General features: G+C 72.5%; 22 protein-coding genes. 9 read left to right on the top strand and 13 right to left on the bottom strand.

Going from position 1 to position 25,413, the window contains the following annotated elements; genetic code table 11:
• Nucleotides 1-21 precede the first annotated feature (21 nt).
• Both ACBJ59_RS26770 and ACBJ59_RS26765 read right to left on the bottom strand, forming a co-directional pair.
• On the bottom strand, nt 22-1,245 hold the full coding sequence (locus ACBJ59_RS26770; RefSeq protein WP_375113003.1) for a cytochrome P450: 1,224 nt from the start codon (nt 1,243-1,245) through the stop codon (nt 22-24).
• Between the two features lie 101 nt (nt 1,246-1,346).
• Nucleotides 1,347-2,285 (bottom strand): RNA polymerase sigma-70 factor, encoded by a 939-nt coding sequence (locus tag ACBJ59_RS26765; protein WP_375113002.1) that lies wholly within the window; start codon nt 2,283-2,285, stop codon nt 1,347-1,349.
• A gap of 206 nt (nt 2,286-2,491) precedes the next feature.
• On the opposite strand from ACBJ59_RS26765, the gene ACBJ59_RS26760 reads away from it, so the two are divergent.
• From ACBJ59_RS26760 to nhaA, 3 genes are all read left to right on the top strand, one after another.
• Nucleotides 2,492-3,370: an SDR family NAD(P)-dependent oxidoreductase gene (locus ACBJ59_RS26760; RefSeq protein WP_375113001.1), complete on the top strand. Its 879-nt coding sequence runs from the start codon at nt 2,492-2,494 to the stop codon at nt 3,368-3,370.
• Between the two features lie 478 nt (nt 3,371-3,848).
• Nucleotides 3,849-5,201 carry a TrkH family potassium uptake protein gene (locus ACBJ59_RS26755; RefSeq protein ID WP_375113000.1) on the top strand — a complete coding sequence of 451 codons (1,353 nt, stop codon included), beginning with the start codon at nt 3,849-3,851 and terminating at the stop codon, nt 5,199-5,201.
• Nucleotides 5,202-5,330: 129 nt separating this feature from the next.
• Nucleotides 5,331-6,614, top strand: a complete 1,284-nt coding sequence (gene nhaA, locus ACBJ59_RS26750) for a Na+/H+ antiporter NhaA (RefSeq protein WP_375112999.1) — start codon at nt 5,331-5,333, stop codon at nt 6,612-6,614.
• Between the two features lie 120 nt (nt 6,615-6,734).
• Here nhaA and ACBJ59_RS26745 read toward each other — a convergent pair whose 3' ends face one another.
• Both ACBJ59_RS26745 and ACBJ59_RS26740 read right to left on the bottom strand, forming a co-directional pair.
• Nucleotides 6,735-7,772, bottom strand: coding sequence for an FAD-dependent monooxygenase (locus ACBJ59_RS26745; RefSeq protein ID WP_375112998.1), 1,038 nt, complete (start codon nt 7,770-7,772; stop codon nt 6,735-6,737).
• On the bottom strand, nt 7,769-8,221 hold the full coding sequence (locus ACBJ59_RS26740; RefSeq protein WP_375112997.1) for a GbsR/MarR family transcriptional regulator: 453 nt from the start codon (nt 8,219-8,221) through the stop codon (nt 7,769-7,771). Before ACBJ59_RS26740 ends, ACBJ59_RS26745 begins: the two co-directional genes overlap by 4 nt.
• A gap of 144 nt (nt 8,222-8,365) precedes the next feature.
• Between ACBJ59_RS26740 and ACBJ59_RS26735 the strand changes: the two genes are divergently transcribed.
• Nucleotides 8,366-9,052, top strand: a complete 687-nt coding sequence (locus tag ACBJ59_RS26735; RefSeq protein ID WP_375112996.1) for a DUF998 domain-containing protein — start codon at nt 8,366-8,368, stop codon at nt 9,050-9,052.
• 227 nt (nt 9,053-9,279) lie between these two features.
• Nucleotides 9,280-9,663 carry an STAS domain-containing protein gene (locus ACBJ59_RS26730; protein ID WP_375112995.1) on the top strand — a complete coding sequence of 128 codons (384 nt, stop codon included), beginning with the start codon at nt 9,280-9,282 and terminating at the stop codon, nt 9,661-9,663.
• A 244-nt stretch (nt 9,664-9,907) separates the two neighbouring features.
• Here the strand turns inward: ACBJ59_RS26730 and ACBJ59_RS26725 are convergent, their stop codons facing one another.
• Entirely contained in the window at nt 9,908-10,468 is a 561-nt protein-coding gene (locus ACBJ59_RS26725; protein ID WP_375112994.1) for a TetR/AcrR family transcriptional regulator, read from the bottom strand.
• 87 nt (nt 10,469-10,555) lie between these two features.
• On the opposite strand from ACBJ59_RS26725, the gene ACBJ59_RS26720 reads away from it, so the two are divergent.
• Nucleotides 10,556-11,299, top strand: coding sequence for an SDR family oxidoreductase (locus ACBJ59_RS26720; RefSeq protein WP_375112993.1), 744 nt, complete (start codon nt 10,556-10,558; stop codon nt 11,297-11,299).
• Nucleotides 11,300-11,331: 32 nt separating this feature from the next.
• Here the strand turns inward: ACBJ59_RS26720 and ACBJ59_RS26715 are convergent, their stop codons facing one another.
• Nucleotides 11,332-12,258: an alpha/beta hydrolase gene (locus ACBJ59_RS26715; RefSeq protein WP_375112992.1), complete on the bottom strand. Its 927-nt coding sequence runs from the start codon at nt 12,256-12,258 to the stop codon at nt 11,332-11,334.
• Nucleotides 12,259-12,409: 151 nt separating this feature from the next.
• Here ACBJ59_RS26715 and ACBJ59_RS26710 point away from each other — a divergent pair, with 151 nt between their 5' ends.
• The gene (locus ACBJ59_RS26710; RefSeq protein ID WP_375112991.1) at nt 12,410-13,285 is read left to right on the top strand and encodes a helix-turn-helix domain-containing protein; all 876 of its coding nucleotides are present in this window, start codon (nt 12,410-12,412) and stop codon (nt 13,283-13,285) included.
• A gap of 52 nt (nt 13,286-13,337) precedes the next feature.
• Here ACBJ59_RS26710 and ACBJ59_RS26705 read toward each other — a convergent pair whose 3' ends face one another.
• The 6 genes from ACBJ59_RS26705 to ACBJ59_RS26680 all read right to left on the bottom strand — a co-directional run bounded on the left by ACBJ59_RS26705 (nt 13,338) and on the right by ACBJ59_RS26680 (nt 20,835).
• Complete coding sequence (locus ACBJ59_RS26705; RefSeq protein ID WP_375112990.1) at nt 13,338-13,835, bottom strand: ATP-binding cassette domain-containing protein; 498 nt, start codon at nt 13,833-13,835, stop codon at nt 13,338-13,340.
• A 2-nt stretch (nt 13,836-13,837) separates the two neighbouring features.
• A complete protein-coding gene (locus ACBJ59_RS26700) occupies nt 13,838-15,010 on the bottom strand; it encodes an ATP-binding cassette domain-containing protein (protein WP_375112989.1) in 1,173 nt (390 codons plus the stop codon).
• On the bottom strand, nt 15,003-16,628 hold the full coding sequence (locus ACBJ59_RS26695) for an ABC-F family ATP-binding cassette domain-containing protein (protein WP_375112988.1): 1,626 nt from the start codon (nt 16,626-16,628) through the stop codon (nt 15,003-15,005). The genes ACBJ59_RS26700 and ACBJ59_RS26695 overlap by 8 nt, the downstream gene beginning before the upstream one ends.
• A 244-nt stretch (nt 16,629-16,872) precedes the next feature.
• Nucleotides 16,873-17,508, bottom strand: a complete 636-nt coding sequence (locus ACBJ59_RS26690) for a cytochrome b/b6 domain-containing protein (RefSeq protein ID WP_375112987.1) — start codon at nt 17,506-17,508, stop codon at nt 16,873-16,875.
• A complete protein-coding gene (locus ACBJ59_RS26685; RefSeq protein WP_375112986.1) occupies nt 17,474-18,208 on the bottom strand; it encodes a molybdopterin-dependent oxidoreductase in 735 nt (244 codons plus the stop codon). The genes ACBJ59_RS26690 and ACBJ59_RS26685 overlap by 35 nt, the downstream gene beginning before the upstream one ends.
• Nucleotides 18,205-20,835, bottom strand: a complete 2,631-nt coding sequence (locus tag ACBJ59_RS26680) for a BTAD domain-containing putative transcriptional regulator (RefSeq protein ID WP_375112985.1) — start codon at nt 20,833-20,835, stop codon at nt 18,205-18,207. The genes ACBJ59_RS26685 and ACBJ59_RS26680 overlap by 4 nt, the downstream gene beginning before the upstream one ends.
• Nucleotides 20,836-20,932: 97 nt before the next feature.
• Between ACBJ59_RS26680 and ACBJ59_RS26675 the strand changes: the two genes are divergently transcribed.
• On the top strand, nt 20,933-21,748 hold the full coding sequence (locus ACBJ59_RS26675) for a BTAD domain-containing putative transcriptional regulator (RefSeq protein WP_375112984.1): 816 nt from the start codon (nt 20,933-20,935) through the stop codon (nt 21,746-21,748).
• 35 nt (nt 21,749-21,783) lie between these two features.
• Here ACBJ59_RS26675 and ACBJ59_RS26670 read toward each other — a convergent pair whose 3' ends face one another.
• Entirely contained in the window at nt 21,784-24,552 is a 2,769-nt protein-coding gene (locus ACBJ59_RS26670) for an AAA family ATPase (protein WP_375112983.1), read from the bottom strand.
• 223 nt (nt 24,553-24,775) lie between these two features.
• Here ACBJ59_RS26670 and ACBJ59_RS26665 point away from each other — a divergent pair, with 223 nt between their 5' ends.
• Nucleotides 24,776-25,411, top strand: coding sequence for a hemerythrin domain-containing protein (locus ACBJ59_RS26665; protein ID WP_375112982.1), 636 nt, complete (start codon nt 24,776-24,778; stop codon nt 25,409-25,411).
• Nucleotides 25,412-25,413: the final 2 nt, after the last annotated feature.

Below are 25,413 nucleotides of genomic sequence, written 5' to 3'. Positions count from 1 at the left end.
GGGCAGTCCGGCGCCTTGCCGTTACCAGGTGATCGGGAGTTCGTGAACCCCGTAGATGACGGCGTCGGTCTTGAACGGCAGGTCCTCGGCCGGTGTGACGAGCCGCAGGGTGGGGATGCGGCGGAACAGCGTGTCGAAGACGATCTGCAGCTCCAGCCGGGTCAGGTGCTGGCCGAGGCACTGGTGCGGGCCGAAGCCGAAGGCGAGGTGGTGGCGGGCCCCGCGTGCGAGGTCCAGGTCGGCCGGCTCCTTGAACACCGCCGGGTCCCAGTTCGCCGACAGGCCGGAGACGATGACGCCCTCGCCGGCCTTGATGTCCGCCCCGCCGATGCGTACGTCCTGGGTGGCCACCCGGGAGGTGACCCCGTCGGCGATGGTGAAGTAGCGCAGCAGCTCCTCCACGGCCATGGGCGTCCTGCCCGGGTCTGCCGTGATCGAGGCCAGCTGCTCCGGATGGGTGAGCAGCCCGATCACGCCGAGCGAGATCATGTTCGCCGTGGTCTCGTGCCCGGCGGTGAGCAGCAGGAAGGCCAGGCTCACCAGGCCCGCATGGTCGACAGCGCCCTCGCGGCGTTGCCGCGCGATCTGCCGGCCGAACAGGTCGTCGCCGGGCTCGGACTCCTTGCGGGTGACCAGGTCGTCGATGTAGGTGCCAAGTTCGGCGAAGGCGCGCCCGCGCTCCTCCGCCGAGGAGGTCCGGCGCACCAGCACGGTGGTGCGGCTCTGGAAGAAGTCGTGGTCGGTGTAGGGGACGCCGAGCAGTTCGCAGATCACCAGGGACGGCACCGGCAGGGACAGCGCCTGCACCAGGTCGACCGGCCGCCGGCCGGCGCCGAGCAGGTCGTCGATGCAGCGGTCGACGATGTCCTGGATGCGCGGGCGCAGCGCGGCCAGCCGCTTGACGGTGAACTCGCCGATCACCGGGCGGCGGGCCGAGGCATGTTCGGCGCCGTCCATGCCGATCATCAATTGTGGCCGGTCGCGCAGCTGCCGCAGGGTCGCCGCGTCGAGGTTGAAGAGCGGGAAGCCGTCCTTGCGCCGGTCGGAGGAGAAGCGGGGGTCGGCGAGGACGGCCCGGGCCTCCTCGTACCCGGACACCCACCACGCCTCGGTGCCGCTGGTCAGCCGGACCCTGTTGATCGGTGCCCGCTCGCGCAGTCGTGCGTAGGCGGCGGGCGGAGCGAACGGGCAGCCCCGCTCGACCGGCAGTTCCAGGCCGGTGAGCGTGCCGGCGACGTTTTCCATGGATGACCTCCAGTGGTGGATCTGGCTGAGTTCGTGCTGCGGGTCGCTCCGGATCGGCTCGTCACCATGTCGATCGCGATGCCGGGCGGCGGCTGAGGGGGTCACCTCAGCGTGAGTGGGGTCTCGGATTCGACGCGGGTCAGCTTCTGGGGATTGCGGACGTAGTAGAGACCGGTAATGCGGGCGTGCTCGACACGGACCGCTATGACGCCGTCGATCGCGCCGTCCACGCGAAGGACGAGTGCCGGGTTGCCGTTGACCACCGTGTGGTCACTGGTGACCGTGACCTGGGCCTTGCCGAGGCCGCCGACGATGAAGCGGCCCACCTTGCCCGCGCCGGTGATCGGCCGCGGTGCGGCCTGCTTGACGCCGCCGCCGTCGCTGATCAGGACGACCTGCGGGGCGAGCACGTCGAGCAGGCCTTGCAGGTCCCTGGTCTCCAGTGCGGCCTGGAACGACGCCAGCACCGCCCGGGCCTGGTGCGGAGCGACCTCCCCGCGCGGGCGGCGGGCATCGACGTGCTGCCGGGCGCGGTGCGCGATCTGGCGCACGGCCGCGGGGCTCTTGCCGACGGCGGCCGCGATCTCGTCGTGACTGATCCCGAACGCCTCGCGCAGCACGAAGACGGCGCGCTCGGTCGGCGACAGCGTCTCGAGGACGATCATGAGCGCCATCGACACGCTCTCGGCGAGCTCCACGTCCTCGGCCACGTCCGGCGCGGTGAGCAGCGGCTCGGGCAGCCAGGAGCCGACGTAGTCCTCCCTGCGGCGGCTCATGGTGCGCAGCCGGTCGAGCGAGCGCCGGGTCGTGATCCGGACCAGGTAGGCCCGGTGGTCACGCACCTGCCCCAGGTCGGCCTTCATCCACCGCAGCCAGGTCTCCTGAAGGACGTCCTCGGCGTCGGCCGCCGAGCCGAGCATCTCGTAGGCGACGGTGAACAGCAGGTTGCGGTGGGCGACGAACACCTCGGTGGCGGAATCCGTCCCGCCGCCGGCGAGCGGTTCCGCGGAGCCCGTCGTCGATTCGCTGCCCTCGTTCATTGCCGGCTCCTGCCTGTCGATCTCGACTCTGCTCTATGCACGAGACTCCGGCCGGCACCGATGTGTGACACCCGTGATCGGTGGCGCTCGCCACATGACCGGCCTGTCACAGAATCCGGGCGGCCGGCGCCTCATGGTCATCAGGATCGCGGCGGGCACCACCCGCGCGCCGCGTGACCGCCACCGATGAAAGAACGGACGCACATATGAGCAAGGTCTGGTACGTCACCGGCTCCTCCCGCGGCCTCGGCCGCAGCTTCGTCGAGGCCGCACTGTCCCGCGGCGACAAGGTGGCCGCCACCGCCCGGAACACCGCCGGCCTCGACGACCTGGTCGCCACCTACGGCGAGGCGGTGCTCCCGCTCGCGCTGGACGTGACCGACAAGGCCGCCGTCCTCGAGAGCGTGAAACGGGCCAGGGAGCACTTCGGCCGGCTCGACGTCATCGTGAACAACGCCGGCTACGCCCAGATCGGCGCGATCGAGGAACTGACCGAACAGCACCTGCGCGACCAGCTGGAGACCAACCTGTTCGGCGCGGTGTGGGTGATCCAGGCCGCACTGCCCTACCTTCGCGAGCAGGGCGCCGGGCACATCATCCAGCTGTCCTCGGCCGCCGGGCTCATCGCCATGCCGCTCGGCGGCGCCTACCAAGCCTCGAAGTGGGCCCTGGAAGCCCTGAACGAAACCCTCGCCCAGGAGGTCGCCGACTTCGGCGTCAAGGTGACCGTGGTCGAGCCCGGCGGATTCGCCACCAGGTCCGGCAAGAACCCCGATCCCCTCGACAACGGCCACCTGGCCGAGCCCAGCCCGGTCTACGACGGGCTCCGCCGGCGCCTGGCGGGGTTCATGGGCAAGCAGCCCGCCGGCGACCCGGCCGCCGCGGCCCAGGCCCTCCTCAAGATCGTCGACTCCGCCAACCCGCCCCTGCGGGTGCTCTTCGGCCAGGGCTTCTACCCGATGCTCCAGCAGGTCTACGCCGACCGGCTCAAGACCTGGGCCGACTGGCAGGACCTTTCCGCTGAGGCTCACGGCCACCTCGATCAGGCGACCGCAGGCCCCCGGTCCGATCCTGCCGGGAGCTGACCCGCGTCGTTCCGCCCTGCCCGTCCGGCTCCGAGCGGCGCCGCAGCGGGGAGTCCGTGCACGATCAGCGGGTCAAGGGAAGATCGACCACTCCCAGCACGGACAGCAGCGCCAGGACCCCACCCGGCAGCCCGGCCGGTGGCGCCGATGGACGCGCCCGCCGCACCGGGCGCGTCCAGGTCGATCGCCTCCATCGCGCAAATCGCGCGCTTGAGAACAGGGGTCGGTCGGCACCTCCCGCTCAACGCGTCCATGTGCCTCGCGGCCTGGCCCGGACCCGTCGGTCATGCCCTTCCCGCGGCCTCGGCGGAATGGCCCCTTTTGTCCTGGTGGTGCGCCGCATTGCGCTACGGTGTGGCTCGGAGTGCCGGGAAGCCTGGTCGGCGACGTCTACAGCCGTGTGACTTGACGGAGGCTCCCCGATGGGCAGTGACGGTTACAGTTCGTCCGACGGTGGTCCGTATTGCGGGGAAGGCCGATGATGCGGCGTCATCCGGCCGTGCCGGGCCGTGGCCGGCATCCGGCCGTGGTGATCTCGGCCGGGTTCGGCTCCGCCGTACTGATCGGGACGCTGCTGCTCGGCACCCCGCTGGCCACCACCGCGGGCGACAACTCCCACTGGCTCACCGCGCTGTTCACCGCCACCTCCGCCGTCTGCGTGACCGGCCTGGTCGTGGTCGACACCGAGACGCACTGGTCGGTGTTCGGCGAGGTGGTGATCGTCCTGCTCATCAAGGCGGGCGGGCTGGGCATCATGACGCTCGCCACACTGATCATGATCATCGTCTCGGGCCGGATCGGCCTGCGGGCCAGGCTGTCCGCCCAGCTGGAGACCAAGTCGGTCATCGCCGCCGACCTGCGGCACGTGCTGCGCAAGGTGGTGATCTTCAGCCTGATCTGCGAGGCGGCCGTCGCCACAGTCCTCGCCGTACGGTTCGTCACCGGCTACGGTGAGCCGCTGGGCAGGGCCGTCTACCTCGGCGTCTTCCACGGGGTGTCGGCGTTCAACAACGCCGGCTTCGCCCTGTGGCCGGACAACCTGATGCGCTTCGTCACCGACCCGTGGATCTGCCTCACCATCGCTCTGGCCGTCATCGTCGGCGGTCTCGGTTACCCCGTCGTCTTCGAGCTGCTGCGTACCTGGCGGCACCCGCGCCGGTGGTCGGTGCTGACCCGCGTCACCGTCGGCCTGAGCGCCTTGCTGCTCGGCGGCGGCACGCTCGCGTTCCTGATGACCGAGTGGCAGAACCCGGCCACGATGGGGCCGCTCGACGACTCCGGCAAGCTGCTGTCCGCCTTCTTCGCCGCGGTCATGCCACGCTCCGGCGGCTTCAACACCCTCGACGTCGGCCAGATGTACCCGTCCTCCTGGCTGGTCACCGACGTGCTGATGTTCATCGGCGGCGGCAGCGCCGGGACCGCGGGCGGCATCAAGGTCACCACCTTCGGCTTCCTGCTGTTCATGATCTGGTCCGAACTGCGCGGCGAGCACCAGGTCAACATCGGCCACCGACGGCTGCCCGCGGCCACCCAGCGTCAGGCGCTGTCCATCAGCCTGCTCGGCGTCATCCTGGTCGCCGTCTCCACGTGGCTGCTGCTCATCATCACCGCACACGACCTCGACCGGGTGCTGTTCGAGGTGATCTCGGCCTTCGCCACCAACGGCCTGTCCACCGGCATCACCGCCGACACTCCGCTGGCCGGACATGCGCTGCTGAGCCTGCTGATGTTCATCGGCCGCATCGGCCCCCTCACGCTCGGCTCGGCGCTCGCTCTGAAGCAGCGCACCCGCCGCTACGAACTGCCGGAGGAAAAGGTGATCATCGGCTGACGGCCGATCCCCCCTTGCAGGCATAAATCCGTTATGTGGCCATTTATGCGTTCTGATACGTTCTTGAGGGGTGTGCCGGGAAGTCTGGTCGGCGGTGACCGACCCGACCCCTGAGACGAGCGGAGCTCAATGCCCAGCCCCACCCTCCGAAGCACCTCACGCCTGCTCGACAGGAACACGTGGCCAGAGGCCCGCCGCATCGCCGACATCCTGCGCAAGGAGACCATCGGCGGGGCGTTGCTGCTCGCCGCCGCGCTGGCCGCGCTGATCTGGGCCAACTCGCCCTGGGCGCAGACGTATCAAGAGCTGCGCGCGATCGAGGTCGGGCCCGCCGCGCTGCATCTGAACCTCGGCCTTGCCACCTGGGCCGCGGACGGGCTCCTGGCGATCTTCTTCTTCGTGGCGGGGCTGGAGCTCAAGCGGGAGTTCGTCGCCGGTGACCTGCGCGACGTGCGGCGGGCGGTGGTGCCGGTGGCGGCGGCAGTCGGCGGGGTCGTGGTGCCGGCCCTGGTGTACCTGGCGGTCACCGGCGGGGCCGACGCCCGGGGATGGGCCATCCCCACCGCCACCGACATCGCCTTCGCGCTGGCGGTGCTCGCGGTGATCGGCCGGTCCCTGCCCGACGCGCTGCGTACCTTTCTGCTGACCCTGGCGGTGGTGGACGACCTGATCGCCATCGTCATCATCGCCGTCTTCTACACCTCCCAGCTGGCGGTGCTCCCGCTGGTGAGCGCCTTGGTGCCGCTCGCGGTCTTCGCCTTGCTGGTCCAGCGGGGGGTGCGGGAGTGGTGGGCGTTGCTGCCGTTGGCGTTCGCGACCTGGGCGCTGGTGCACGCCTCGGGTGTGCACGCCACCGTGGCCGGAGTGCTGCTGGCCCTGACCGTGCCCGTCCTCACCAAGACGCCTGGCGAGGGAGCGGGACTGGCCGAGCATTTCGAGCACCGGTTCCGGCCGATCTCCGCAGGCGTGGCCGTGCCCGTCTTCGCCTTCTTCTCCGCCGGGGTCGCCCTCGGCGGGCTGGGCGGTCTGTTCGACACGCTCGGCGAGCCGGTCGCGCTGGGCATCGTGGCCGGGCTGCTGGTCGGCAAGCCGCTCGGCATCCTGGCCGCGACCTGGCTGGTGTCCCGCTTCACCCGCGCCACCTTGGACGAGGGCCTGGCCTGGATCGACATGGTGGGGCTGGCGATCCTGAGCGGCATCGGATTCACCGTGTCGCTGCTGATCGGGGACCTGGCGTTCGGCGTGTCCGGTGGCGAGCAGGTCAAGGTCGCCGTCCTTGCCGGCTCGCTGGCCGCGGCGCTGCTGGCCACGGTGATCCTGCGGCTGCGCGCCCGCGTCTACCGGCGCATCCACGAGGTCGAGACCGCCGACGCCGATCACGACGGCATCCCCGACCTCTACCGGAGCGCCTAGCGTCTCAGGAGTCCGTGGCCGGCGACGGCAGACGGGGCGGTTGCCAGCGCCAGGTGGCGTTGCCGTCGGCGGTGATGCCCTTGCGCCACAGCGGCGCGGGCATGAGCCTGATCATGGTGATCAGGGCCCGATGTGCGGCCTTCGAGGTGGTGCGGTGCCCATCGGCGCGCGCTCCGCGGGCGGTGGCCTGGGTGCGCCGGCGGCGGGCGGCGTCGTAGCGGCGCAGTGCGGCCTCGGCGTCGGGCTCGTCGGCGAGGGCCGCGGCGAGCACGACCGCGTCCTCGATCGACTGTCCCGCGCCTGGCCGCGATCCGGGCTCATCGCGTGCGCGGCGTCGCCGAGCAGTGCCACCCGGCCGCGGACGTAGGTGGGCAACGGATCCAGGTCATGGATGTCGATGTGGATCACCGTCTCGTCCGGGGTGGACGCGATCAGTTCCGGGACCGGGTCGTGCCAGCCGCCGATCCGGCGCAGCACCTCCGCCTTCTCCTCCTCGTAGCGGACCTCGGGCCGGTCGGCGGTGGTGACGTAGGCCCAGTAGGCGCGGCCCCGGCTCAGCGGGTGGATGAGGAAGTAGCCGCCGGGTCCCATGGTGATGCTGCCGGGCAGCCCGCCGACGTTCGCGACGCCCAGCCAGGCGGTGCGGCCCAGGAAGCGCGGGGGCGGTGCGTCCGGCCACAGCAGGCGGCGCACCGTGCTGCGGATGCCGTCGGCGCCGATCACCAGGTCGACGGTGGCCTCGCCGCCGTTCCAGGCGACCGTCACCGCGGGCCCGTCCTGCCGCAGGCCGGTGACCTCCGCGCCGGTGCGCACCCAGCCGGCGGGCACCGCCTCCAGCAGCACACCGTGGAGATCCGCACGGTGGAAGGCCACCAGCGGCGTCGGATCGCCCGCGCGGGCCCGTTGCAGGTATCGGCCGTCCGGGAGACGCAGATTACCGGCGGAGTAGGTGGGGATCCCTTTCGCGCGTGCCTGCTCGCCGACGCCGAGCTCGTCGAGCGCTCGCATCGCGTTCGGGGCCTGGGACATCCCGGCACCGATCTCGCGCAGCTCGCCCGCCTTCTCCAGCACGACGGCCTGCCAGCCGATCCGCCGCAGGGCGACGGCGGCGGCGAGCCCACCGATGCCACCGCCGACCACGATCGCATGCCTGCTCATACGTTCTCTCCCGGGTCCGGCGCGTTGTCGAAAACCCTGGCCATCCATTCGAAGGCGGTGTGGGCCTGGTGGATGCGGGCGGCGCGATCGTCGTCCGGCCCGACCAGATCCAGACCGTCGCGGGTGATGTCGAGGAACGAGGTGACGCCGGCGATCTGCTTGCGCACCACGACCGTCCAGGCGTCCTCGGCCATCCGGTAGTAGACGGTCCGCTCCCCCGGCCGGGTGCGCCAGGTGAGGAACCCCATGCTGGACAGCAGCCGCAGGTTGGAGGTCAGCGAGGCGCGGCTGGCACCGATGGCCTCGCTGATCTGCCCGGCCGACTGCTCCGGCGGGTCGCACACCATCAGCCAGCCCAGCACCCGGCCGGCGATCGGCGGCACGCCGTCACGCGCCAGATACATCGCCACCCGCTCGACCCACTCCAGCAACGCTTCCTGGTCGGTCACGCGCCCCACCCCCTCTTGCAGTTATTTCAGCATAAGCTAAAATAACTGTACAAGATGCGCCCTCTGCGGCGCTGCCATGGGCGAGCCGGGAAGTCTGGTCGGCCCGCGACGTTCGCTGTCGCGGAGAAGGAGGAGGACTTCCTGATGACCTCTCGCGCTCTTTCGGCGCTGCTCGGCAGCGGCGTCGCCGCCGGCGTCCTGGTGCCGGTACTGCTGTGGGCCGACGGCGCCACCCGGCCCGGCTACAGCCTGTGGCACCACGGCGCCAGCCAGCTCGGCACCGGCGACCGCGCCTGGCTGCAGACCATCAACTTCGTGCTCGGCGGGCTGCTGCTGGCCGCGTTCGCAGCCGGAGTGCGTCAGGCCCTGCGCGGCGGGCGCGGTGCCGTCTGGGGACCGATCCTGCTCGCGGCCACCGCGGCGGGACTCGTCCTGGCCGGGCTGGTGCCGACCGATCCCGCGCTGGGCTACCCGCCCGGGCAGCCGAACGTCGTCACCACCGCCGGCCGGGTCCACCAGCTCGCCGGTTTCCTGCTCTTCGCCGGGCTCAGCGCCGCCGCGTTCGTCCTGGCCCGACGCCTGCGCGAGACGAGCCGCGCGTGGAGCCGCTACTCCCGGGTGTCCGGCGTCCTCGTCATCATCCTCGCCTTCGCCGCCGGTATCGCCTACCGCCTGGACACGCTGGGCCTCTGGCGGCCGGCACCCGCGGGGCTCCTGGAAAACCTCTCCCTGCTGGCCGGATTCTGCTGGCTGGTCGCGGTGGGCGTACGCCTGCGCCGTACGCACCCCCACCGCGCCTTGCGCTCGGCCGCACCGGGACAGGGCCGGTGATCACAACGCTGGAGTCGCCGCACCGATGCCGCGGACCGGCCGGGCATGAGATGGGGCGGCGCAGGAACAGCCGGGCCGGCAACTCCGGCGGTGTCCACCTTCGAACGCCTTGGCCTTACCGGTTCCGTGTTCCCCGGGACGCGCGGAACGGGTAAGGTCGCCACAGGTGAGCCGGGAAGTCTGGTCGGCATGGTCCGGTCCTGTCGTCAAGCCGAGAGTTCACCCGTATGCCCGGCTCCCAGCCCGCCGACCCGGCTGCTGATGACTTCTCCATCAGAATCCGCACCCGTGGCGACATCCTGCTGATCCAGTTGCAGGGCCCTCTTGCCGGCGCATCCGTCGACGTCGTCCGGATGTACGTCATCAGCACTCTGGCCACGCACACCCCACCGAAGGTCGTCACGGACATCGACGGGGTGAGCCTGATAGACGAGGCCGGGCTCGACATCCTGCGCTCCGCCACCTGCCAGGCCCGCGACGCAGGCGGACGAATGGTCATCACGGGCGGCCACCGCCTGCTCGACCCCACCGGCAACGGCCTGGACCTGGCATCGACGATCAGGGACGCCTTCCACGACCTGGACGGCTTCGGCGAGCCTCCGAGCAGCTGACCCCTCGGGCCGGGCGGGTGTTCCCGCTCCTCGGCGGCACCCCGGTCCATCGGCTCGACCAGTTCGTCCTGCGCCTGCTGGACTCGCGCCACAGCCACGCGCTTCGCCGGTGCCCCAGCAACCGGCCTGGCCGGCTAGCCGTCCGAGCCGGCATCCGGCGGCGGTACCTCGACGACGAAGCACCGGAAACCGAGTTCCTGGACGTTTGTGGCAAGACGGCCGCACCGCCGCGGGCTCAGGTCTCTCAGCCGGGCATGGCGCGCAACCCCGCCAGGGCCACCTCGAGAACCCGCTTCCGCTGCTCCTCGTCGACGTACTCGACCGTGCTGATGCCCGAGATCATCCGCAGGACGTCGTCGATCGAGATCTCCTGGCGGGCGACGCCGGCCCGCTGCGCTCGTTCGAGCAGGGGCCCGCCGGCCGCGTGCATCGCCCTGCGTCGAGTCTGGAAGCCGTCGGTGCTGCGGTTGAGCGCGTCGGCGAAGGCCTGCTTGGTGCCGATGTACTCGACGAACCGGTGCAGCCACGCGACCAGCGCCTCCCACGGCTCCAGCTCGACGACGTCGCCGGCCGCCCGGCACAGCGCCTCGACCTCCTCCCGGTGGACCTCCTCGACCAGATCCTCCCGGGTGGGGAAGTTGCGGTACAGCGTGGCGATGCTCACTCCGGCGCGGCGTGCGACGTCCTCGAGGGAGGTCTGCGTGCCTTTCTCGGCGAACGTGTCGCGGGCCGCCGCGATCAGGGCGTCGAAGTTGCGGCGCGCGTCCGCGCGCTTCGGCCGCCGCGAGACCAGCTCAGGCTCCATGCCACCGTCCACCTTCTCGTTTTGACAACCGTAGGACCCCTACGGTTAAAGTGTAGGGGTACTTTCAGTTTATCCGAGGAGTGAAAGATGGTGCCGTCCACCCCGATCATCGCCCTGGTCACGGGCGCCAACAAGGGACTGGGCCTGGCCACGGCCCGGCAGCTCGCCGAACGCGGCTGCACCGTGCTGCTCGGCAGCCGCGACGCCGAGCGCGGCGCCAAGGCGGCCGGAGAGCTCGCCGAGGCCGGGCTCGCGGTGCGCCCCGTGCGGATCGACATCACGGACGACGCCTCCGTGGCCGAGGCCGCCGCGTTCGTCGACCGCGAGTACGGCCGCCTCGACGTGCTGGTGAACAACGCCGGCGTGCTCGTACGCAGGCCCCCGGCCGAGGTGTCGGCCGACGACCTGCGCCCGGAGTTCGAGACCAACGTCTTCGGCATGGTGCGGGTCGTGCACGAGATGCTGCCGCTGCTACGCCGCTCCCGGTCGCCGCGCATCGTCAACGTCTCCAGCGACTCCGCCACCTTCGCCAACGCCACCGAGCAGGGCTCCATGTTCGCCCGCTCGCACGACTCCTTCGCGTACTCGGCGACGAAGACCGCAGTCAACATGCTGACGGTCAAGTACGCCAACGCCTTCCTCGACGACCCCGAGCTGGCCCACGTGAAGATCAACACCGTGACGCCCGGGTACGTCGCGACCGATCTGAACGGCTTCCAGGGCGTGCGCAGCCCCGACCAGGGCGCCCGCGCCGTGGTGCACTGGGCCATGGTCGGCGACGACGGCGAGACGGGCGGCTTCTTCGACGAGAACGGCCGCGTCCCCTGGTGACGCCCCCGACCGCCCAGGGGGAAGCGGGCCGGCTAGGCCGCCCGGCTCAGGTTCTCGCCGAAGAACCCGGCGATCCTCTCGACGGCGAGATCCACGTGCTGCTTCCTGTCATAGAGGTCAACGTGGCTGGCGCCGTCGATCCAGTGGATCTCCTTGGGGCCGGTGGCGCGCTGGAAGGCTTCGATGCTCATCCACGAGGTGACGGCGCGGGTGCCGACGATCATGAGCAGCGGCCGGTGCCCGATCAGCGGGATCGGCGCGAAGGCGTCGAAGGCCGCCATCCTGTCGATGCTGTCCCAGGTGAGGGCGCCCGCCGAGCGGGGGTGCCGGCCACGTTCGGTGCGGTAGTACTCGAAGCCCTCGGCACCGTGCTCGCCGCCGAGCGCATGGGCCTGCTCGACGGTGTCGGGGAAGAGGGTCAGCACCGGCGGCTCCCCGCCCCGGGCCGCAACGGTACGGGCGTGGGCCGCGGCGTCCAGCATGCCGAGGAACACGGCCGGGTCCTGGGCACCGTCGGCCCCCAGGCGGAACTGGCGGGCGACGTCGACGGCGCTGACGGTGGCGACGGCCTTGACGCGGCGGTCGCCCGCGGTGGCGGCGAGGGCGTAGCCGCCGGAGGCGCAGATGCCGAGCACGCCGATGCGGTCGGGATCGACGTCGTCCCGGCTGGTGAGGAAGGAGACGGCGGCCTTGAGATCCTCGACGCGCTGCGCGGGGTCCTCCAGGCCGCGCGGTTCGCCGCCGCTCTCGCCCTGGTAGGCCGCGTCGTAGGCGAGCGCGACGAACCCCCTTTCGGCCAGGTGGCCCGCGTAGAGGCCGGCGGCCTGCTCCTTCACGCCGGTGCCGGGGTGTCCGACGACGATCGCCGGACGCGGCCCCTCGGCCGGGGTGTCGGGCAGGTGGAGATGGCCGGCGAGCGGGATGCCGGCGCTGTGGAAGGTGACGTCGATCTTCGTCATGGGACTCTCCGTCCAGTGGTCAGCCGGCCCGGCACGGCGCCGGGCACGTGTCCACAGTCGTCGCAGTCCCAAGCGGGCAAAAGCGGCGAGTTCTTGCCTGGGAAAAGACCTGCCCCCTCACTCCCACCGCTCCAGGACCGACAATGGGGACATGACCAGCACATCCCGTCCCGGCGAGCTCGGCGCCTTCCTCAAGGCTCGCCGGGCACAACTGGCTCCGCAGGACCTCGGCCTGCCCGAGCAGGACTCTCGCCGCAAGGTCGCGGGGCTCCGCCGTGAGGAGGTCGCCCAGGTCGCCGCGATCAGCGTCGACTACTACACGCGGCTGGAGCAGGGCCGCGTACGCGCGTCCGCCTCGGTGCTCGCCACGCTGGCCCGGGCACTGCGTCTCGACGACGACCAGCAGCGGTACCTGTACCAGCTGGCCGGCAGGACCGACGCGCGGCCCCGCAGGCGCCGGCCCGCGCAGCGCGTACGCCCCGCCATGCGTCGCCTGCTCGACCAGCTCACCGCAACCCCCGCCATCGTCCTGGGCAAACGGCTGGACATCCTGGAGTGGAACGCCGGCGCCGCCGCCCTGTACACCGACTTCTCGCAGCTCCCGGCGGACCGGCGCAACTACCTGTACCTGTTGTTCACCGACCCGATCATCCGGAGCATGCACCTGGAGTGGGAGCACGACGCCCGCGACGCCGTCGCCGCCCTGCGCATGGAGTCCGCGGCCAATCCCGACGACCCCCAGCTCGCCCTGCTCGTCGGCGAGTTGTCGGTGCGGGACGCCGACTTCCGTACCTGGTGGGCGGAGCACCGCGTCAACAACGCCGCCTACGGCACCAAGCGCTACCGGCACTGGCTGGTCGGCGACCTCACCCTCGAATGCGACACGTGGAGCAGCCCCGACGGCTCGGGGCAGCGCCTCATGGTCCTCACCGCCGAGCCCGGTTCCCCGTCGTACGACGCGCTGCGCATCCTCACCTCGTGGGCGCCCGGGCAACCGAGCGGGAGCCTCTCCTCCGCGCCCCGCTGACGGCTCCGGGGGCAAGTCGACCCGGCCGTCCACGACGGTGACGCGCGAAGGGTCACGGCAGGCTGATGTGGCGGCCCTGCCAGCGGGAGCGCAGCCACCGGTCGTGGCTGGCGACCACGATCCCGCCGGGCCCACCGGTGCCCAGGGCGTCTTCCAGCTCGTCGGAGAGGCCGGGTGAGAGGTGGTTGGTGGGTTCGTCGAGCAGGAGCACCTCGGGTGGGTCAGCCACCAGCAGCGCCAGAGCGAGCCGGCGGCGCTGGCCGACCGACAGCTCTCCCACTCGCATGTCCACGTCCCGCGGGCCGATCAGGCCGAGCGAGAGCAGCGGTACGGACTCGGCGCGCTCCGGACCGAGCGCCCGCTCGTACGTCTCCCGCACCGTGCGGTCCGGCCGCTCGAACACGGTGTCCTGGGCCAGCAGCCCGACGGTCAGCCCGTGCCGTCGCCGCACCTCTCCCTCCGCGTCCAGCCGTCCGGCCAGCACCGCCAGGAGCGTGGACTTGCCCGCGCCGTTCGGCCCGGTGACCAGCAGCCGCTCCCCTGGCGCCACGTCTAGCCGGTCGATGGAGAGCCGTCCCGGAACCCGCACCTCCCGTAGTGACAGCAAGGTCTCGTCGTGGGGATCGCGGAGGCCGGCGGTGGAGGTAAAGGCAGTGGCGGTGGCGGTGGCGGTGGCGGTGGCGGTGGCGGTGGCGGTGGCGGTGGCGGTGGCGGTGGCGGTGGCGGTGGCGGTGGCGGTGGGGCGGGGATCTGCTCGCGTTCCAGCTCGGCGAGCCGGCGGGCGGCATTGCGCACCCGCCGCGCGATCTGGTGCTGCACGCGGCCTGCGCGGTGCCCGTACCCCATCTTCTCGTTGTCGCGTCGCAACCCGTCCGGTGCCACGTGCCGCGCCGTCACCGCGACGGCGCGGCGCAGCTCGCCGAGCTCCTCCTGCTCTTCCGCGTGGCGACGCTCCCAGCGCTCGCGCTCGGCGCGCTTCCCGGCCAGGTACGCGCCGTATCCGCCTCCGTACCGGACGGGCCCGCCCACCGCCGGGTCGAGATCGACCAGGTCCGTGCAGACCGCGTCCAGGAACGCCCGGTCGTGGCTGGCCACGACCACCACCCCCGTCATGCCGCGGAGCCGCTCCTCCACGAATGCTGCGGCGGCATCGTCCAGGTGATTGGTGGGCTCGTCCAGCAGCAGCGCGGCGGGCTGTCTGATCAGGAGCGCCGCCAGGGCGAGCCGCCCGCGCTGCCCGCCCGACAACGACGCGAGCACGCGCCCGTGCGGTACGCCGCCCAGGCCGAGCCGGTCAAGGATGATCTCCGCGCGCCGGTCGGCGTCCCAGGACTCGCGCTGTTGCGCCTGGTCCAGCCGGGCCGCGTACGCTTCGAGCAGAGCGGCGTCGTCCGGGGCCTCGGTGAGCGCCCGGGTGAGCCGGTCGAGCTCGGCCAGGTCCGTACGGGCCTCCCGCAGGGCGTCGTCGAGCACGCCGGCGACGGTGCTGTCGCCGGCGTACGGCACCTCCTGGTGCAGGAAGCCCAGGTCGGCGGGCCGGACGACGGTGCCGGAGTCCGGCTCGTCCGCTCCGGCCAGCAGCCGCAGCAGGGTGGACTTGCCGGCACCGTTCTCGCCGATCAGCCCGATCCGGTGGCCTGGTGCGGCGGTGAGCGAGACGCCGTCGAGCACGCGCCGCGCGCCCAGCGTCCGTACGAGGTCGCGGGCGAGCAGCACGTCACTCACCGGCGGGCCCCCCGGTCTCCAGCAGCCGCCCTTCGGACAGCTCCAGCCAGCGCTCCACCTTGATCTCCGCGAGGAACCGCTCGTCGTGGCTGACCACCACGAACGCCCCCTCGTACGCTCCGAGCGCGCTCTCCAGCTGGCCCACGCTGACCAGGTCGAGGTTGTTGGTGGGCTCGTCGAGCAGCAGGAGCTGGGGCGCCGGCTCGGCGCACAGCACGCAGGCCAGGGTGGCGCGCAGCCGTTCGCCGCCGGACAGCACGCCCACCGGCAGGTGGGCACGGGCGCCGCGGAACAGGAACCGGGCCAGCAGGTTCATCCGGTCCGCGGGCGGCCTGCCGGGGGCGAACGCGGCCAGGTTCTCGGCCACGGTGCGCTCGACGTCGAGCAGGTCGAGCCGCTGCGAGAGGTAGGCGACCCGGCCGTCGGCCCGCCTGGTCGTGCCGCCGTCGGGCTCCAGGTCGCCGCTGATCAGGCGGAGCAAGGTGGACTTGCCCGCGCCGTTGGGGCCGGTCAGCGCGATGCGCTCGGGCCCGCGGACGGTCAGGTCGATGCCCGGCGCGGCGAACAGGCCGCGGGCCTGCAGGCGTTCGCCGTGGAAGACCGTACGGCCGGCGGGCACGTTGGTCCCCGGCAGTTCCAGCGCGATCCTCTGGTCGTCGCGCAGTGCCCGCCCGGCCTCGTCGAGCTTGGCCTTGGCGTCGCTGACGCGGGCGGCGTGCACCTGACCAGCCCGCCCGGCCGACTCCTGCGCGCCGCGCTTCATGTTCCCGGCGAAGATCCGCGGCAGGCCGGCGTTCTTGAGATTGCGGGCGGCGTTGCCGGCCCGGCGCTCGGCGCGCTCGCGGGCCTGCTGCATCTCCCGCTTCTCGCGCTTGAGCTCCTGTTCGGCGCTGCGCACGTCGCGTTCGGCGGCCTCCTGCTCGGCGCGCACGGCTTCCTCGTACGCGGTGAAGCCGCCGCCGTAGAAGCGGAGGTCGCCGCGGTCGAGCTCGGCGATGCGGTCCATGCGGTCGAGCAGGGCCCGGTCGTGGCTGACCAGGAGCAGGCAGCCGTTCCAGTCGCCGAGCACGTCGTAGAGCCGGCGGCGGGCGCCGAGGTCGAGGTTGTTCGTCGGCTCGTCGAGCAGCAGCACGTCGGGCCGCTTGAGGAGCTGCGCGGCGAGGCCGAGCGAGACGACCTGGCCGCCGCTCAGCGTGCCCAGCGTGCGGCCGAACGCGAGGTCGCCGAGCCCGAGCCGGTCGAGCTGGGCACGGGTGCGCTCCTCGACGTCCCAGTCGTTGCCGATGGTGGTGAAGTGCTCCTCGCTCGCGTCGCCGGACTCGATGGCGTCCAGCGCGGCGATCACGGAGGCGATGCCGAGGACCTCGGCCACGGTCAGGTCGCCGGTGAGGGGCAGGCTCTGCGGTAGGTACCCGAGCACCCCCTGCACGGTGACGCTCCCGCCGGCGGGGCGGTGCTCGCCGGCGATCAGCTTGAGCAGGGTGCTCTTGCCGGCCCCGTTCGGGGCGACGAGCCCGGTACGGCCGCCGCCCACGCTGAAGGACAGGTCGTGGAAGACGGGGGTGTCGTCGGGCCAGGAAAAGGACAGGTGGGAACAGACGATGAACGCGTCGGACATGCTGGAAGACCTCGTAGGAGAACACGGGCGCGCCGAAGCCGCCCGGTGAAAGGGCCAGGGATTCGGGGAACGACGACCGGGGCCACGTCGGCGGCGGTCAAGTGCGCCTGCCGGGGCCGGTCAACCTCCGGTATCACCCGGAGATGTCGTCGTCACCTGCCACGTCTGGTCTCCTAGCTTCTGGTCTCAAGCGTCTTTCACCATAGCAGCCGCCCGGAACAGCTCCGGCCGGCCCGGCCCGAGCTCATCGCCGGTCCAGCTCCTCCACCCATTGGGGATGGTTCTTCCTGGCCCACTCCGGCGGCACCGATCCCGTACGCATCCCGCGCCGCGCGAGCGGATCCCGGTAGGCCAGCCGGATGTGCCCGAACACGACGACGGCGATCGCCAGCGCCGTCACGTCGTGCACGAAGATCGCGCTCGTGCGGGAGATGGCCGGCAGGGCCCCGGTGAACCACATCAGCAGGCCGGTGAACGTCATGATCGGCACGGCGCCGGCGATCCAGCCGGCGTAGATCTTCTGCCCGGCGTTGAACTTGCCGGCCGGGCGTGGCCCCGGCGTGTTCCCGCGCACCGCGCGCAGCCACTGCCGGTCGTACGGCGCCAGCCGGTTGAGCCTGCGCAGGTCGGCGCGGAAGGCCCGCGAGACGAGGCCGAGGAGGAACGGCACGGGCAGCAGGAGCCCGGACCACTCGTGGACGACGACCACCAGGTGGCGGCGGCCGACCAGCTGGGCCAGCGGCGTGAAGTACAGGCAGGCCGCCGCCGCCACGCACACCAGCATGAGCCCGGCGGTGACCCGGTGGACCAGGCGCTGGACGCGGTCGAAGCGCGGCAGCAGGCGCTCAGGCCGCCTGGTCGAGCCAGCCGTCGACGTCATAGCCGTACTCCTCCCAGTAACCGGGGATGACCTTGTCAGTGACGGTGATGCCGGAGAGCCATTTGGCGGACTTGTAGAAGTACATCGGCGCGACGTAGAGCCGTACGGGGCCGCCGTGGGCGTGGGTGAGCGGCTTGTCCAGCATGTCCAGCGCCACCAGCACGTCCGAGCGGCGGGCCTGCTCGATCGTGAGGCTCTCGCTGTAGACGCCGTCGAAGCAGGTGAAGCGGACCGCCTTGCCCTCGGGGCGCACTCCCGCCAGGTCGAGAAGGTGCGAGAGCAGCACTCCCGCGAAGGGGACGTCCGGCACCCGCCAGCCGTCGGTGCACCGCGCCTCGCCGACGACCCGCGTCCGGGGCAGCGCGCGCAGCTCGTCCAGCGTGTACGTCCCAGGACGGTCGACGAGGCCGCCGATCTCCAGCCGGTAGTCGGCCGCGGTCTTCCGGGGCACCGAGGCCGCCACGCTGTAGTAGCGGAAGCCGCCCGGGTTGGGCAGCAGCCCGGTGAGCCCGGTGGGGTCGTTCTGGGAGGCGGCCCCGAGGAATCCTTCCCAGCCGCGCTGCAGGAAGGGCGCGGCGGCGATGGCGGCCGCACCCGCGCCGAGCATCGAGAGCATCACCCGGCGCGCGATCGGCGGGCCGCTCTCCGCCGGTTCGGCCGCGCCCGCCTCGCTGGCGGGCGGGGAGACGCCGGGCGTCATCGCCTCCGCCGGTCGTCCCCGCCGGCCACGTCCTGGCGAACGAACAGGTTCAGGTGCCGTTCCGTCCACAGTTCCTCCTCTATCTGGTGGTCTCGCCATTGCTCTGGAGGGTCGGACAGCCAGTCGTGGCCGAAGATCGCGTACGGATCGTCCGCGCGCACGCGCTCCAGCTCGTAGTGACCCAGGTAGTCCAGCAACGGCCGCCACACCTGTCCGTTCGCCGTGACCAGGTACGAGGCCGCCAACCCCGGTTCGTGCAGCCAGCCGCGCATCATCCACGCCTGGAGCACGTCCGTGACGGGGGACGGCTTGCCGTCGAAGCCCGGGTGGATCAGGTGCCGCGTGATCGCGACGTGCGCCCCGGGCGGCACGGCCATGCGCCGGCCCACGTCGTGCCAGATCTCCCCCACGACGGGGTCGGCCGCCAGCTCTTCCTGCTCCGGCGCCCGCAGGGTCAGCCGGCTCATGAAGGCGCGCAGGCGGTTGCTCCCGCGGCACCGGAGCAGGGAGAACGCCCCCGGCTGACGGCCCAGCCAGAACCGGACGGACGCGGCCGTGAACTCGCCGTGGCTCTCGCGCGCCAGGGTGACGAGTTCGTCGTGGTCGGCCGGGGTCACCCCGGACGCCCGCACCTCCTCCTCGCCCACCGTCGAGACGTGCCGGCACACGACCCCGCCGCGCCGGCGCAGATGGGCGATGGTCCGCATGACCGCCACGCACGCGTGCGGGTCGCGGGCGTCGCGCAGGAGCTCGCCCATGACGTAATGGCGGATCCGCCGGTGCATCCGCTCGTAGCCGACGGGATCCCGCCACCGCAGGTGATGGTCGAGGGCTTCGCGCAGCACACCGTTGACGTCGAGGCCGTGAGTGGCGGGCTCGACGTAGGGTTGCGCCCGGAGCCAGTCGAACAGTTCCGCCGCCCGGCCGCCCGGTACCACAGCGCTGAGGAGGTCCTCGGTGGTGTGGCGGGCGAGCGCGCAGACGTACAGCGCCGATCGGTGCGTCTCCGTCGGCGCGCTACCGGCCAGGCGCGCCAGCACGCTGTCGACCACATACCGTACGGCGTCACGGCGCGACGGCTGTCCCGTGGCCGACATGCTCCTGCCGACCTCCGCGGCGAGCGACAGCGCGAAGGGGTTGCCCGCGGCGAAGTCCACGATGGACTGCCGGAGGCCGGGGTCGACGCCGCGGGCTTCGAGCAGCGCGGTGGACTCCTGGACGGTGAGGGCTTCGAGGTGCCGGAGCACGATCGTCCCGGACCAGGCCGGATCGGCGAGCCAGGCGGCGCTCGGCCCGGTCCGGCCCGCCACCACGGTGATCGTGTCGCCGGGCAGCTCGCGGAGGTATTCGTCGCGCAGCCACGGTTCGAGGTCTGCCAGCTCCTCGAAGGAGTCGATGAGGAGCACCGGGCCGGAGCCGCCGGAGGGCTCCTCCGCGAATCGCCGGAGGCGGTCGCGCGCCTCCGCGGGCGCCGAGCCGTGGAGGTGCCATACCTGCCGGCCCGCGGCGGCCGCGGCGTCGGCGAGCTCGCGCAGCAGCGCCGACTTGCCGATGCCGGCGGGTCCGCGGACGAAGAGCAGACCCGGACGTCCGCCACGGCCGTTGTTCAGCAGGTCCTGGAAGGCGGCGCGTTCGGTGTCCCTGCCGACGAACCGCGGATCGGGCGGCCGGCCCACCGGCACGGCGGGCTCCTGCGGGGAGCGGGCGGGGGGCCGCTCGGCCCAGGCGGCGGGGGCGAACTCGTCGTCGTGGTCCGCGTCGGCCCGGAGGATCTTGTCGTGCAGGGCCCGGAGCCGCGGTCCCGGGCCGAAGCCCAGTTCCCTGCCCAGCAGGTCGTAGACCGTCCGGTAGATCTCCAGCGCCTCCGCCCGCCTGCCGCTGCGGTACAGGGCGAGGAGATAGATCTCGTACAACGGCTCTTCGAGCCGGTTCTGCTCGATGAGGAGCGGGACCTCGGCCACCACCTCGGTGTGCTCGCCCAGCTCCAGGCGGAGCTGCAGCAACTCCTGGGTGGCGGTCAGCTTCAGCCGCTCCAGCCGGAACCGCTCACGTGCGGCGGCCTCGCCCGGGACCCCGGCCAGTGCCGTGCCCGTCCACAGGCCGAGCGCCCGCCCCAGACGGTCCGCGGCCGCCGGGACCTGCCCGCTCGCGCGCTCCTGCCGGGCGATCTCCAGCAGGTCGGCGAACTCGGTGGCGTCCAGCGCGAACAGCGACGGGTCCAGCATGTAGCCCCCGGGCTGGGAGCTGATCGCCGTGCCCAGTCCGTGCTCGGACAGCAGCCGCCGGATACGGGAGATGTAGGTCCGGATGACGGCTTCGCCGGTGGCCGGTGCCCGCTCGCCCCACAGGCCGTCGACCAGCTCACCGATCCGTACGAAGCTGCCGCTGTTGGCCAAGAGCGCCATCAGGACGGCCTGTTGCTGCGGTGGGCCGAGATCCAGTCGCGTATCACCGCAGCACAGACCGGGCGGTCCGAGAACGGTGAACCTGCAGGGAGCCGAGACGACGTTCGGCTGTCCAATCACGATCGGGGCGCTTTCCTTACGGGAGTGCACGGCGGCCGGCCCGTCGTACGGGCCGCGGTACCCAGAAGGTAGGTTCACCCGGATCGCCTTCGCGAGCGTCATGTGACGCTGTGCGTGTACGCCATCGCTCAGCCGGACAGCGCGTCAACAGTCCCGACGCGGCGTCAGTAGGCTCGGTCAGAGATGCCGGGGGGCATTGGTGACGGTCGCGCGCTGGGCGAGAGAGTGGGGGTTCTCGATGGCCGGGGTGAGCTTCGGGTTGTTGGGTCCGATCAGGGTCCGGAGCGGTGGGGAGGACCTGGAGGCCGGCTCTCCGCAACAGCGGGGAGTGCTGGCCCTGCTGCTCCTGAGCGAGGGGCGTCAGGTCATGCTCGACGAGATCGTGAGCGCGTTGTGGGGCGACCAGGCGCCGCGCAGCGCCGTCGTGAGCACCCGCACCTACGTCTCCAGGCTGCGCCGGATGCTGACCGCCGGCGGTGCCGCCGGAGCGGGCACCGAGGCGGAGATCAGGTCGGCGGGCGGCGGCTACCAGCTGGTCGTGGACCCCGGCGCGGTCGACGTGGCGGTGTTCCGGCAGGCCACCGCCGCCGCGCGGGAGGCCCGTGCGCGGGGGGACGTCGCGGAGGCCGCCCGGCTGCTGCGCGGCGCGCTGGCGCTGTGGCGCGGGCCGGCGTTCGAGGGGCTGGGCGGATCCTTCTTCGAGGGCCGCCGCGCTTGGCTGGAGCAGTTGCGCGCGTCGGCCATGGAGGAGCGCTGGGCACTCGACATCGCGCGGGGCGACTGTGGCGAGGCGATCGCCGACCTGATGCCTGCGACGGCGGCGGAACCCTATCGCGAGCGGTTGTGGGAGTTGCTGATGTGGGCCCTCCACCGCGACGGCCGCCGGGGGGAAGCTCTGTCGGCCTATCACCGGATCGCCCGGTTGCTGGACGACAATCTGGGCCTGCAGCCCGGCCCTGGCCTGCGCAGGATGTACGCCCGGATCAGGACGGCGGCCGACGCCTCGCTCGTCTGAGCCGCTGATGGGCCGCCGTAAGCAGGATCGGGCCCTTATCGGGAGGCATGCCTTTCCTCGAGGGTCCTGAGCATGCGCGCGAGATCGGCCCGGGAGCTCACCCCCAGCTTGGGGAAGATCCGGTGCAGGTGGGTGCCGACAGTGCGGTGAGAAAGGTACAGCCGTTGCCCGATCTCCCGGTTCGTCAGCCCCTCGGCGGCCAGCTGCGCGATGTTCAGCTCGTGCGGGGTGAGCTTCTCCCGCGCGTCCGGGTCCCGGTTCGGGCTCGACTCCCCGGCGCTGCGCAGCTCCCCTCGTGCGCGCTCGCCCCACGCGGCCATGCCGAGCGCGTCGAACGTCTCCCTGGCCGTACGCAGGTGCGACCGGGATTCAGCGGCCCGGCGCTGCCGCCGCAACCATTCGCCGAACGCCAGATGGAGGCGTCCGCGTTCGGCGGGCCACCCGGTCAGGTCGGCCCGCAGCGCGGCCGTGAACAGCTTCTCCGCCTCCTCGCTCGGGGCCAGCACGGCGCGCGCGTAGCGCAGCCCGATGTGCAGCGCCGGTGACGGCGTCGATGCGGCCAGCGGCTCCAGGCCGCGCAGGATGTCGCGCATGTCGTCGGTACGCCCGGCACGTACGGCGGCCTCGGTGAGCTCCGCGAGGCAGTACGCGCGCAGGGCCAGCTGGTAGGCGGGGTCCGCGGGATCGAGAATCCTGCTCAACGCGGCGAACGCGTCGTCGAAACGCGCCTCGCTCAGGGCCACGAGCCCGCGCGTGAGCTGGACGGTGGCCAGGACGGGCCGGGCGCCGGCCGGGAGTGCGACCCGTTCGGCCTCGTCGGCGAGCGCTCTGGCCCGCCCGTGGTCGCCCCTCAGCGCGGCGATCTCGGCCTGGACGGCCGTGGCCAGGCCGTACATGAACGGCTGCCCGGTTTCCTGGGCGAGCTTGGCGGCCTCCGCCGCGATCGGTAGGGCCGTGGCCAGGTCACCGAGCCGGGCCCGGCTCCACGCCTGGACGGCCAGCGCCCGGGGAAGCAGCCCGAGCCGGCCCTGAGCACGCAGGCCGGGCGCGGCCGCCGCGGAGAAGCGGGCAGCCAGGTCGAACGCCCCGACCTGCAGGGCCGCGCTGCCCAGGTAACGATCGATCTCGGGGACGGCACCGGCCGTGCCGGCCAGTCTGCGCAGCTGGTCGAGCGTGCTGCCGCCCCGCTCGAACGGCGCGACGTACGCGGCGACCGCGACCATGCGCGGGTCGTCGGCGGGGACGGGCAGCCGGTCGGCCACGTTCAGCAACGAGCGGCGGGCGGCCGGACCCGGTTCGGACCAGAAGCAGCGCATGGCCGCCCCCCACAGGATCCGCGCAGCCGGCTCCACCTCGCCGTCGGCAGCCACCGACCCGGCCAGCTCGGCCAGCTCTGACACGCGGGAGACGTCCTCGCGCACCCCGTCCTCGAAGCCGCTGAGCAGCCAGGCGGCGGTGGCGCGCCGGCGCGGGGAGAGTTCGAGGGCTTGTGCGTCGCGCACCAGACGCTCGGCCGTGGCGCGGCTGCCGGACTCGACCGCGAGCTCGGCCGCTCTCAGCAACCTGAGCGCCTTCCGGTCCTGCCCCTCACTCAGCCGGGCCGCCTGCTCCAGTGCCGCGATGGCGGCGGCGACCCCGCCCCGGTGCCGGGCCCGGTCGGCCGCGCGGTCCAGCTCGGCCGCCACGCCCTCGTCGGCTCCGGCCGTCGCGGCGGCCCGGTGCCAGGCCCGCCGGTCCGGCTGTTCGTGCAGCGTCTCGGCCAGCGCCAGGTGGGCCTGCCGGCGTTCGGCGAGCGTCGAGGCCGCCGCGATGGCCGACCGCATCAGGGGGTGGCGGAACGTCACCGTGCCGATGGCGAGGTCGATCAGCCGGACCTCGGCGGCCGGTGCGAGGATCTCCGGCTCGGCAGCCGACCCCAGGATCAGGCCCGTGCCCGCGAGCGTCTCGGCGACCGAATCGCTCTGGTTGAGCGCCGCGACCAGGAGGGCGGTGCGGGCCGGAGCCGGCAGGGCGGCCACCCGGGCGGTGAACGCGCGCTCGAGACGCTCGCTCAGGGGCAGCACCGGGCCCAGCCCGCCCCGGTCATCGCTCAGAGACATCAGTGGGTCCGGGCCGCCGTGGTGTTCCAGGGCCGCCGGCAGCTCGGTCAGCGCCAGCGGGTTGCCCGCGGCCTCCTCCAGCAGCCGCGCCCGTACCGCCGGGGTGAGGTCGGGGGCGATCGAGTCGAGGAGCTCGGCGGCGACCTCGTCGGAGAGCCGGGCAACGGGCATCGGGGCCAGCCCGGCGTCCTGCAGGTGCGAGCGCTCGCCGTCCCGGAGTGTCGCGATCATGACGATGGGCTCGGACTCGATCCGGCGCGCCACGAAGGCGAGGACGTCGGCGCTGGCGGGATCGAGCCAGTGCACGTCCTCGGCGACGACCAGCAGCGGCCGGGCGGCGGCCGCCTCGGCCAGCAGGGTCAGCGTGGCCAGGCCGACAAGGTGGGCGCTGGGCTCGGCCGCCTCGGCGAGGCCCAGCGCGCCGCGCAGGGCGTCACGCTGCGGGGGCGGCAGCGCGTCCACGCCTGCCTGGACCGGGTACAGCAGTTGATGCAAGCCGGCGTAAGCGAGATCCCGCTCGGCCTCCACGCCGGTCGTCGTCAGCACGCACAGGCCCGCGGCCGACGCCGCGGCGACCGCCGCCGCCACGAGCGCGGACTTCCCGATGCCGGCCTCCCCCCGAAGGAGAACGCCGCCGGCGCCCCCGGGGGCGTCGACGAGCTCGGCCAGGGCCTTCAGCTCGGCTCCCCGTCCGAAAAGTGGCATGATGCGGCACTCCTACCCTCGGAATCGTCGGCTGTTTCTCCCCCCAGCCGCGCGCGAGTCCTGCCGCGACCCTACCGAAAGTGCCCGGATACGACGCTTCGCCGGGGCGGCCCGGACGCCCGACGCCGGGACAAGCGGACGTATACGTACGAGATGGACGCCCGTCTCGGGCGCCAACCGTTCGTCAACGGAACCTCCTCCCGCTGCTTCTACGCTCCCCGGCATGTCGACCAACGCTGAGGCCGGGGCCGTCACCGAGACCCGCCTCATTCACGCATTCCACCGGCGCGCCACGACGTTGCTGGCCGAGGCCGCCCTCCGGCCCTCCGTCCCCCTCGCGGCCCTGGCCGAGCTGCGCGAGTTCCTCGTCCAGAACCTGCGCCACCATCACGAGACCGAGGACCACCAGCTGTGGCCGATGATCGCGGCGGTGGCGCCGGAGGCGGCGGCGCAGCTGGCCGTCCTGAGCGAGGAGCACGACGAGCTCGACGCCGCACTCGACGCCCTCGAGGCCGCGCCGAGCCACCAGGATGGTGACCGCCCGGGGTTGCGGCGGGCCGCCGAAGCGGTCCGGGCCCTGGTGCACCGGCATCTGGAGCATGAAGAGCCGATCCTGTTCCCGGCGCTGCGCGAGCACCTCTCGCCGGAGGAGTGGACCGCGTTCTCCCGGGAGGTCGTCGCCACCTCGCCGACCGTGGCGGGGCACCTGATCGTGGGATTCCTCGACCAGGTCGGCACGCCGGAGGAGGTCGCGTTCGTCCTGTCCGGCCTGCCGGAGCCCGCGCAGCGGTTCGTGCCCGTGCTGCGCGAGCAGGCGCACGCCGCCCTCGCCGTCCTGTCCGGCGCCACGGAAGGCTGAGC

The organism is Nonomuraea sp. MTCD27 (assembly GCF_041950495.1).
Taxonomy (GTDB): Bacteria; Actinomycetota; Actinomycetes; order Streptosporangiales; family Streptosporangiaceae; genus Nonomuraea.
The sequence above is the reverse complement of the archived record's forward strand: the minus strand, read 5'-3'. Positions and strand labels throughout refer to the sequence as shown.

Excerpts from the sequence above, each read along its gene's own strand:
- ACBJ59_RS26770 (WP_375113003.1), bottom strand. The coding sequence starts at position 1,245 with ATGGAAAACGTCGCCGGCACGCTCACCGGCCTGGAACTGCCGGTCGAG.
- ACBJ59_RS26765 (WP_375113002.1), bottom strand. The coding sequence starts at position 2,285 with ATGAACGAGGGCAGCGAATCGACGACGGGCTCCGCGGAACCGCTCGCC.
- ACBJ59_RS26760 (WP_375113001.1), top strand. The coding sequence starts at position 2,492 with ATGAGCAAGGTCTGGTACGTCACCGGCTCCTCCCGCGGCCTCGGCCGC.
- ACBJ59_RS26755 (WP_375113000.1), top strand. The coding sequence starts at position 3,849 with ATGATGCGGCGTCATCCGGCCGTGCCGGGCCGTGGCCGGCATCCGGCC.
- nhaA (WP_375112999.1), top strand. The coding sequence starts at position 5,331 with ATGCCCAGCCCCACCCTCCGAAGCACCTCACGCCTGCTCGACAGGAAC.
- ACBJ59_RS26745 (WP_375112998.1), bottom strand. The coding sequence starts at position 7,772 with ATGAGCAGGCATGCGATCGTGGTCGGCGGTGGCATCGGTGGGCTCGCC.
- ACBJ59_RS26735 (WP_375112996.1), top strand. The coding sequence starts at position 8,366 with ATGACCTCTCGCGCTCTTTCGGCGCTGCTCGGCAGCGGCGTCGCCGCC.
- ACBJ59_RS26730 (WP_375112995.1), top strand. The coding sequence starts at position 9,280 with ATGCCCGGCTCCCAGCCCGCCGACCCGGCTGCTGATGACTTCTCCATC.
- ACBJ59_RS26725 (WP_375112994.1), bottom strand. The coding sequence starts at position 10,468 with ATGGAGCCTGAGCTGGTCTCGCGGCGGCCGAAGCGCGCGGACGCGCGC.
- ACBJ59_RS26720 (WP_375112993.1), top strand. The coding sequence starts at position 10,556 with ATGGTGCCGTCCACCCCGATCATCGCCCTGGTCACGGGCGCCAACAAG.
- ACBJ59_RS26715 (WP_375112992.1), bottom strand. The coding sequence starts at position 12,258 with ATGACGAAGATCGACGTCACCTTCCACAGCGCCGGCATCCCGCTCGCC.
- ACBJ59_RS26710 (WP_375112991.1), top strand. The coding sequence starts at position 12,410 with ATGACCAGCACATCCCGTCCCGGCGAGCTCGGCGCCTTCCTCAAGGCT.
- ACBJ59_RS26695 (WP_375112988.1), bottom strand. The coding sequence starts at position 16,628 with ATGTCCGACGCGTTCATCGTCTGTTCCCACCTGTCCTTTTCCTGGCCC.
- ACBJ59_RS26690 (WP_375112987.1), bottom strand. The coding sequence starts at position 17,508 with ATGACGTCGACGGCTGGCTCGACCAGGCGGCCTGAGCGCCTGCTGCCG.
- ACBJ59_RS26685 (WP_375112986.1), bottom strand. The coding sequence starts at position 18,208 with ATGACGCCCGGCGTCTCCCCGCCCGCCAGCGAGGCGGGCGCGGCCGAA.
- ACBJ59_RS26680 (WP_375112985.1), bottom strand. The coding sequence starts at position 20,835 with ATGACGCTCGCGAAGGCGATCCGGGTGAACCTACCTTCTGGGTACCGC.
- ACBJ59_RS26670 (WP_375112983.1), bottom strand. The coding sequence starts at position 24,552 with ATGCCACTTTTCGGACGGGGAGCCGAGCTGAAGGCCCTGGCCGAGCTC.
- ACBJ59_RS26665 (WP_375112982.1), top strand. The coding sequence starts at position 24,776 with ATGTCGACCAACGCTGAGGCCGGGGCCGTCACCGAGACCCGCCTCATT.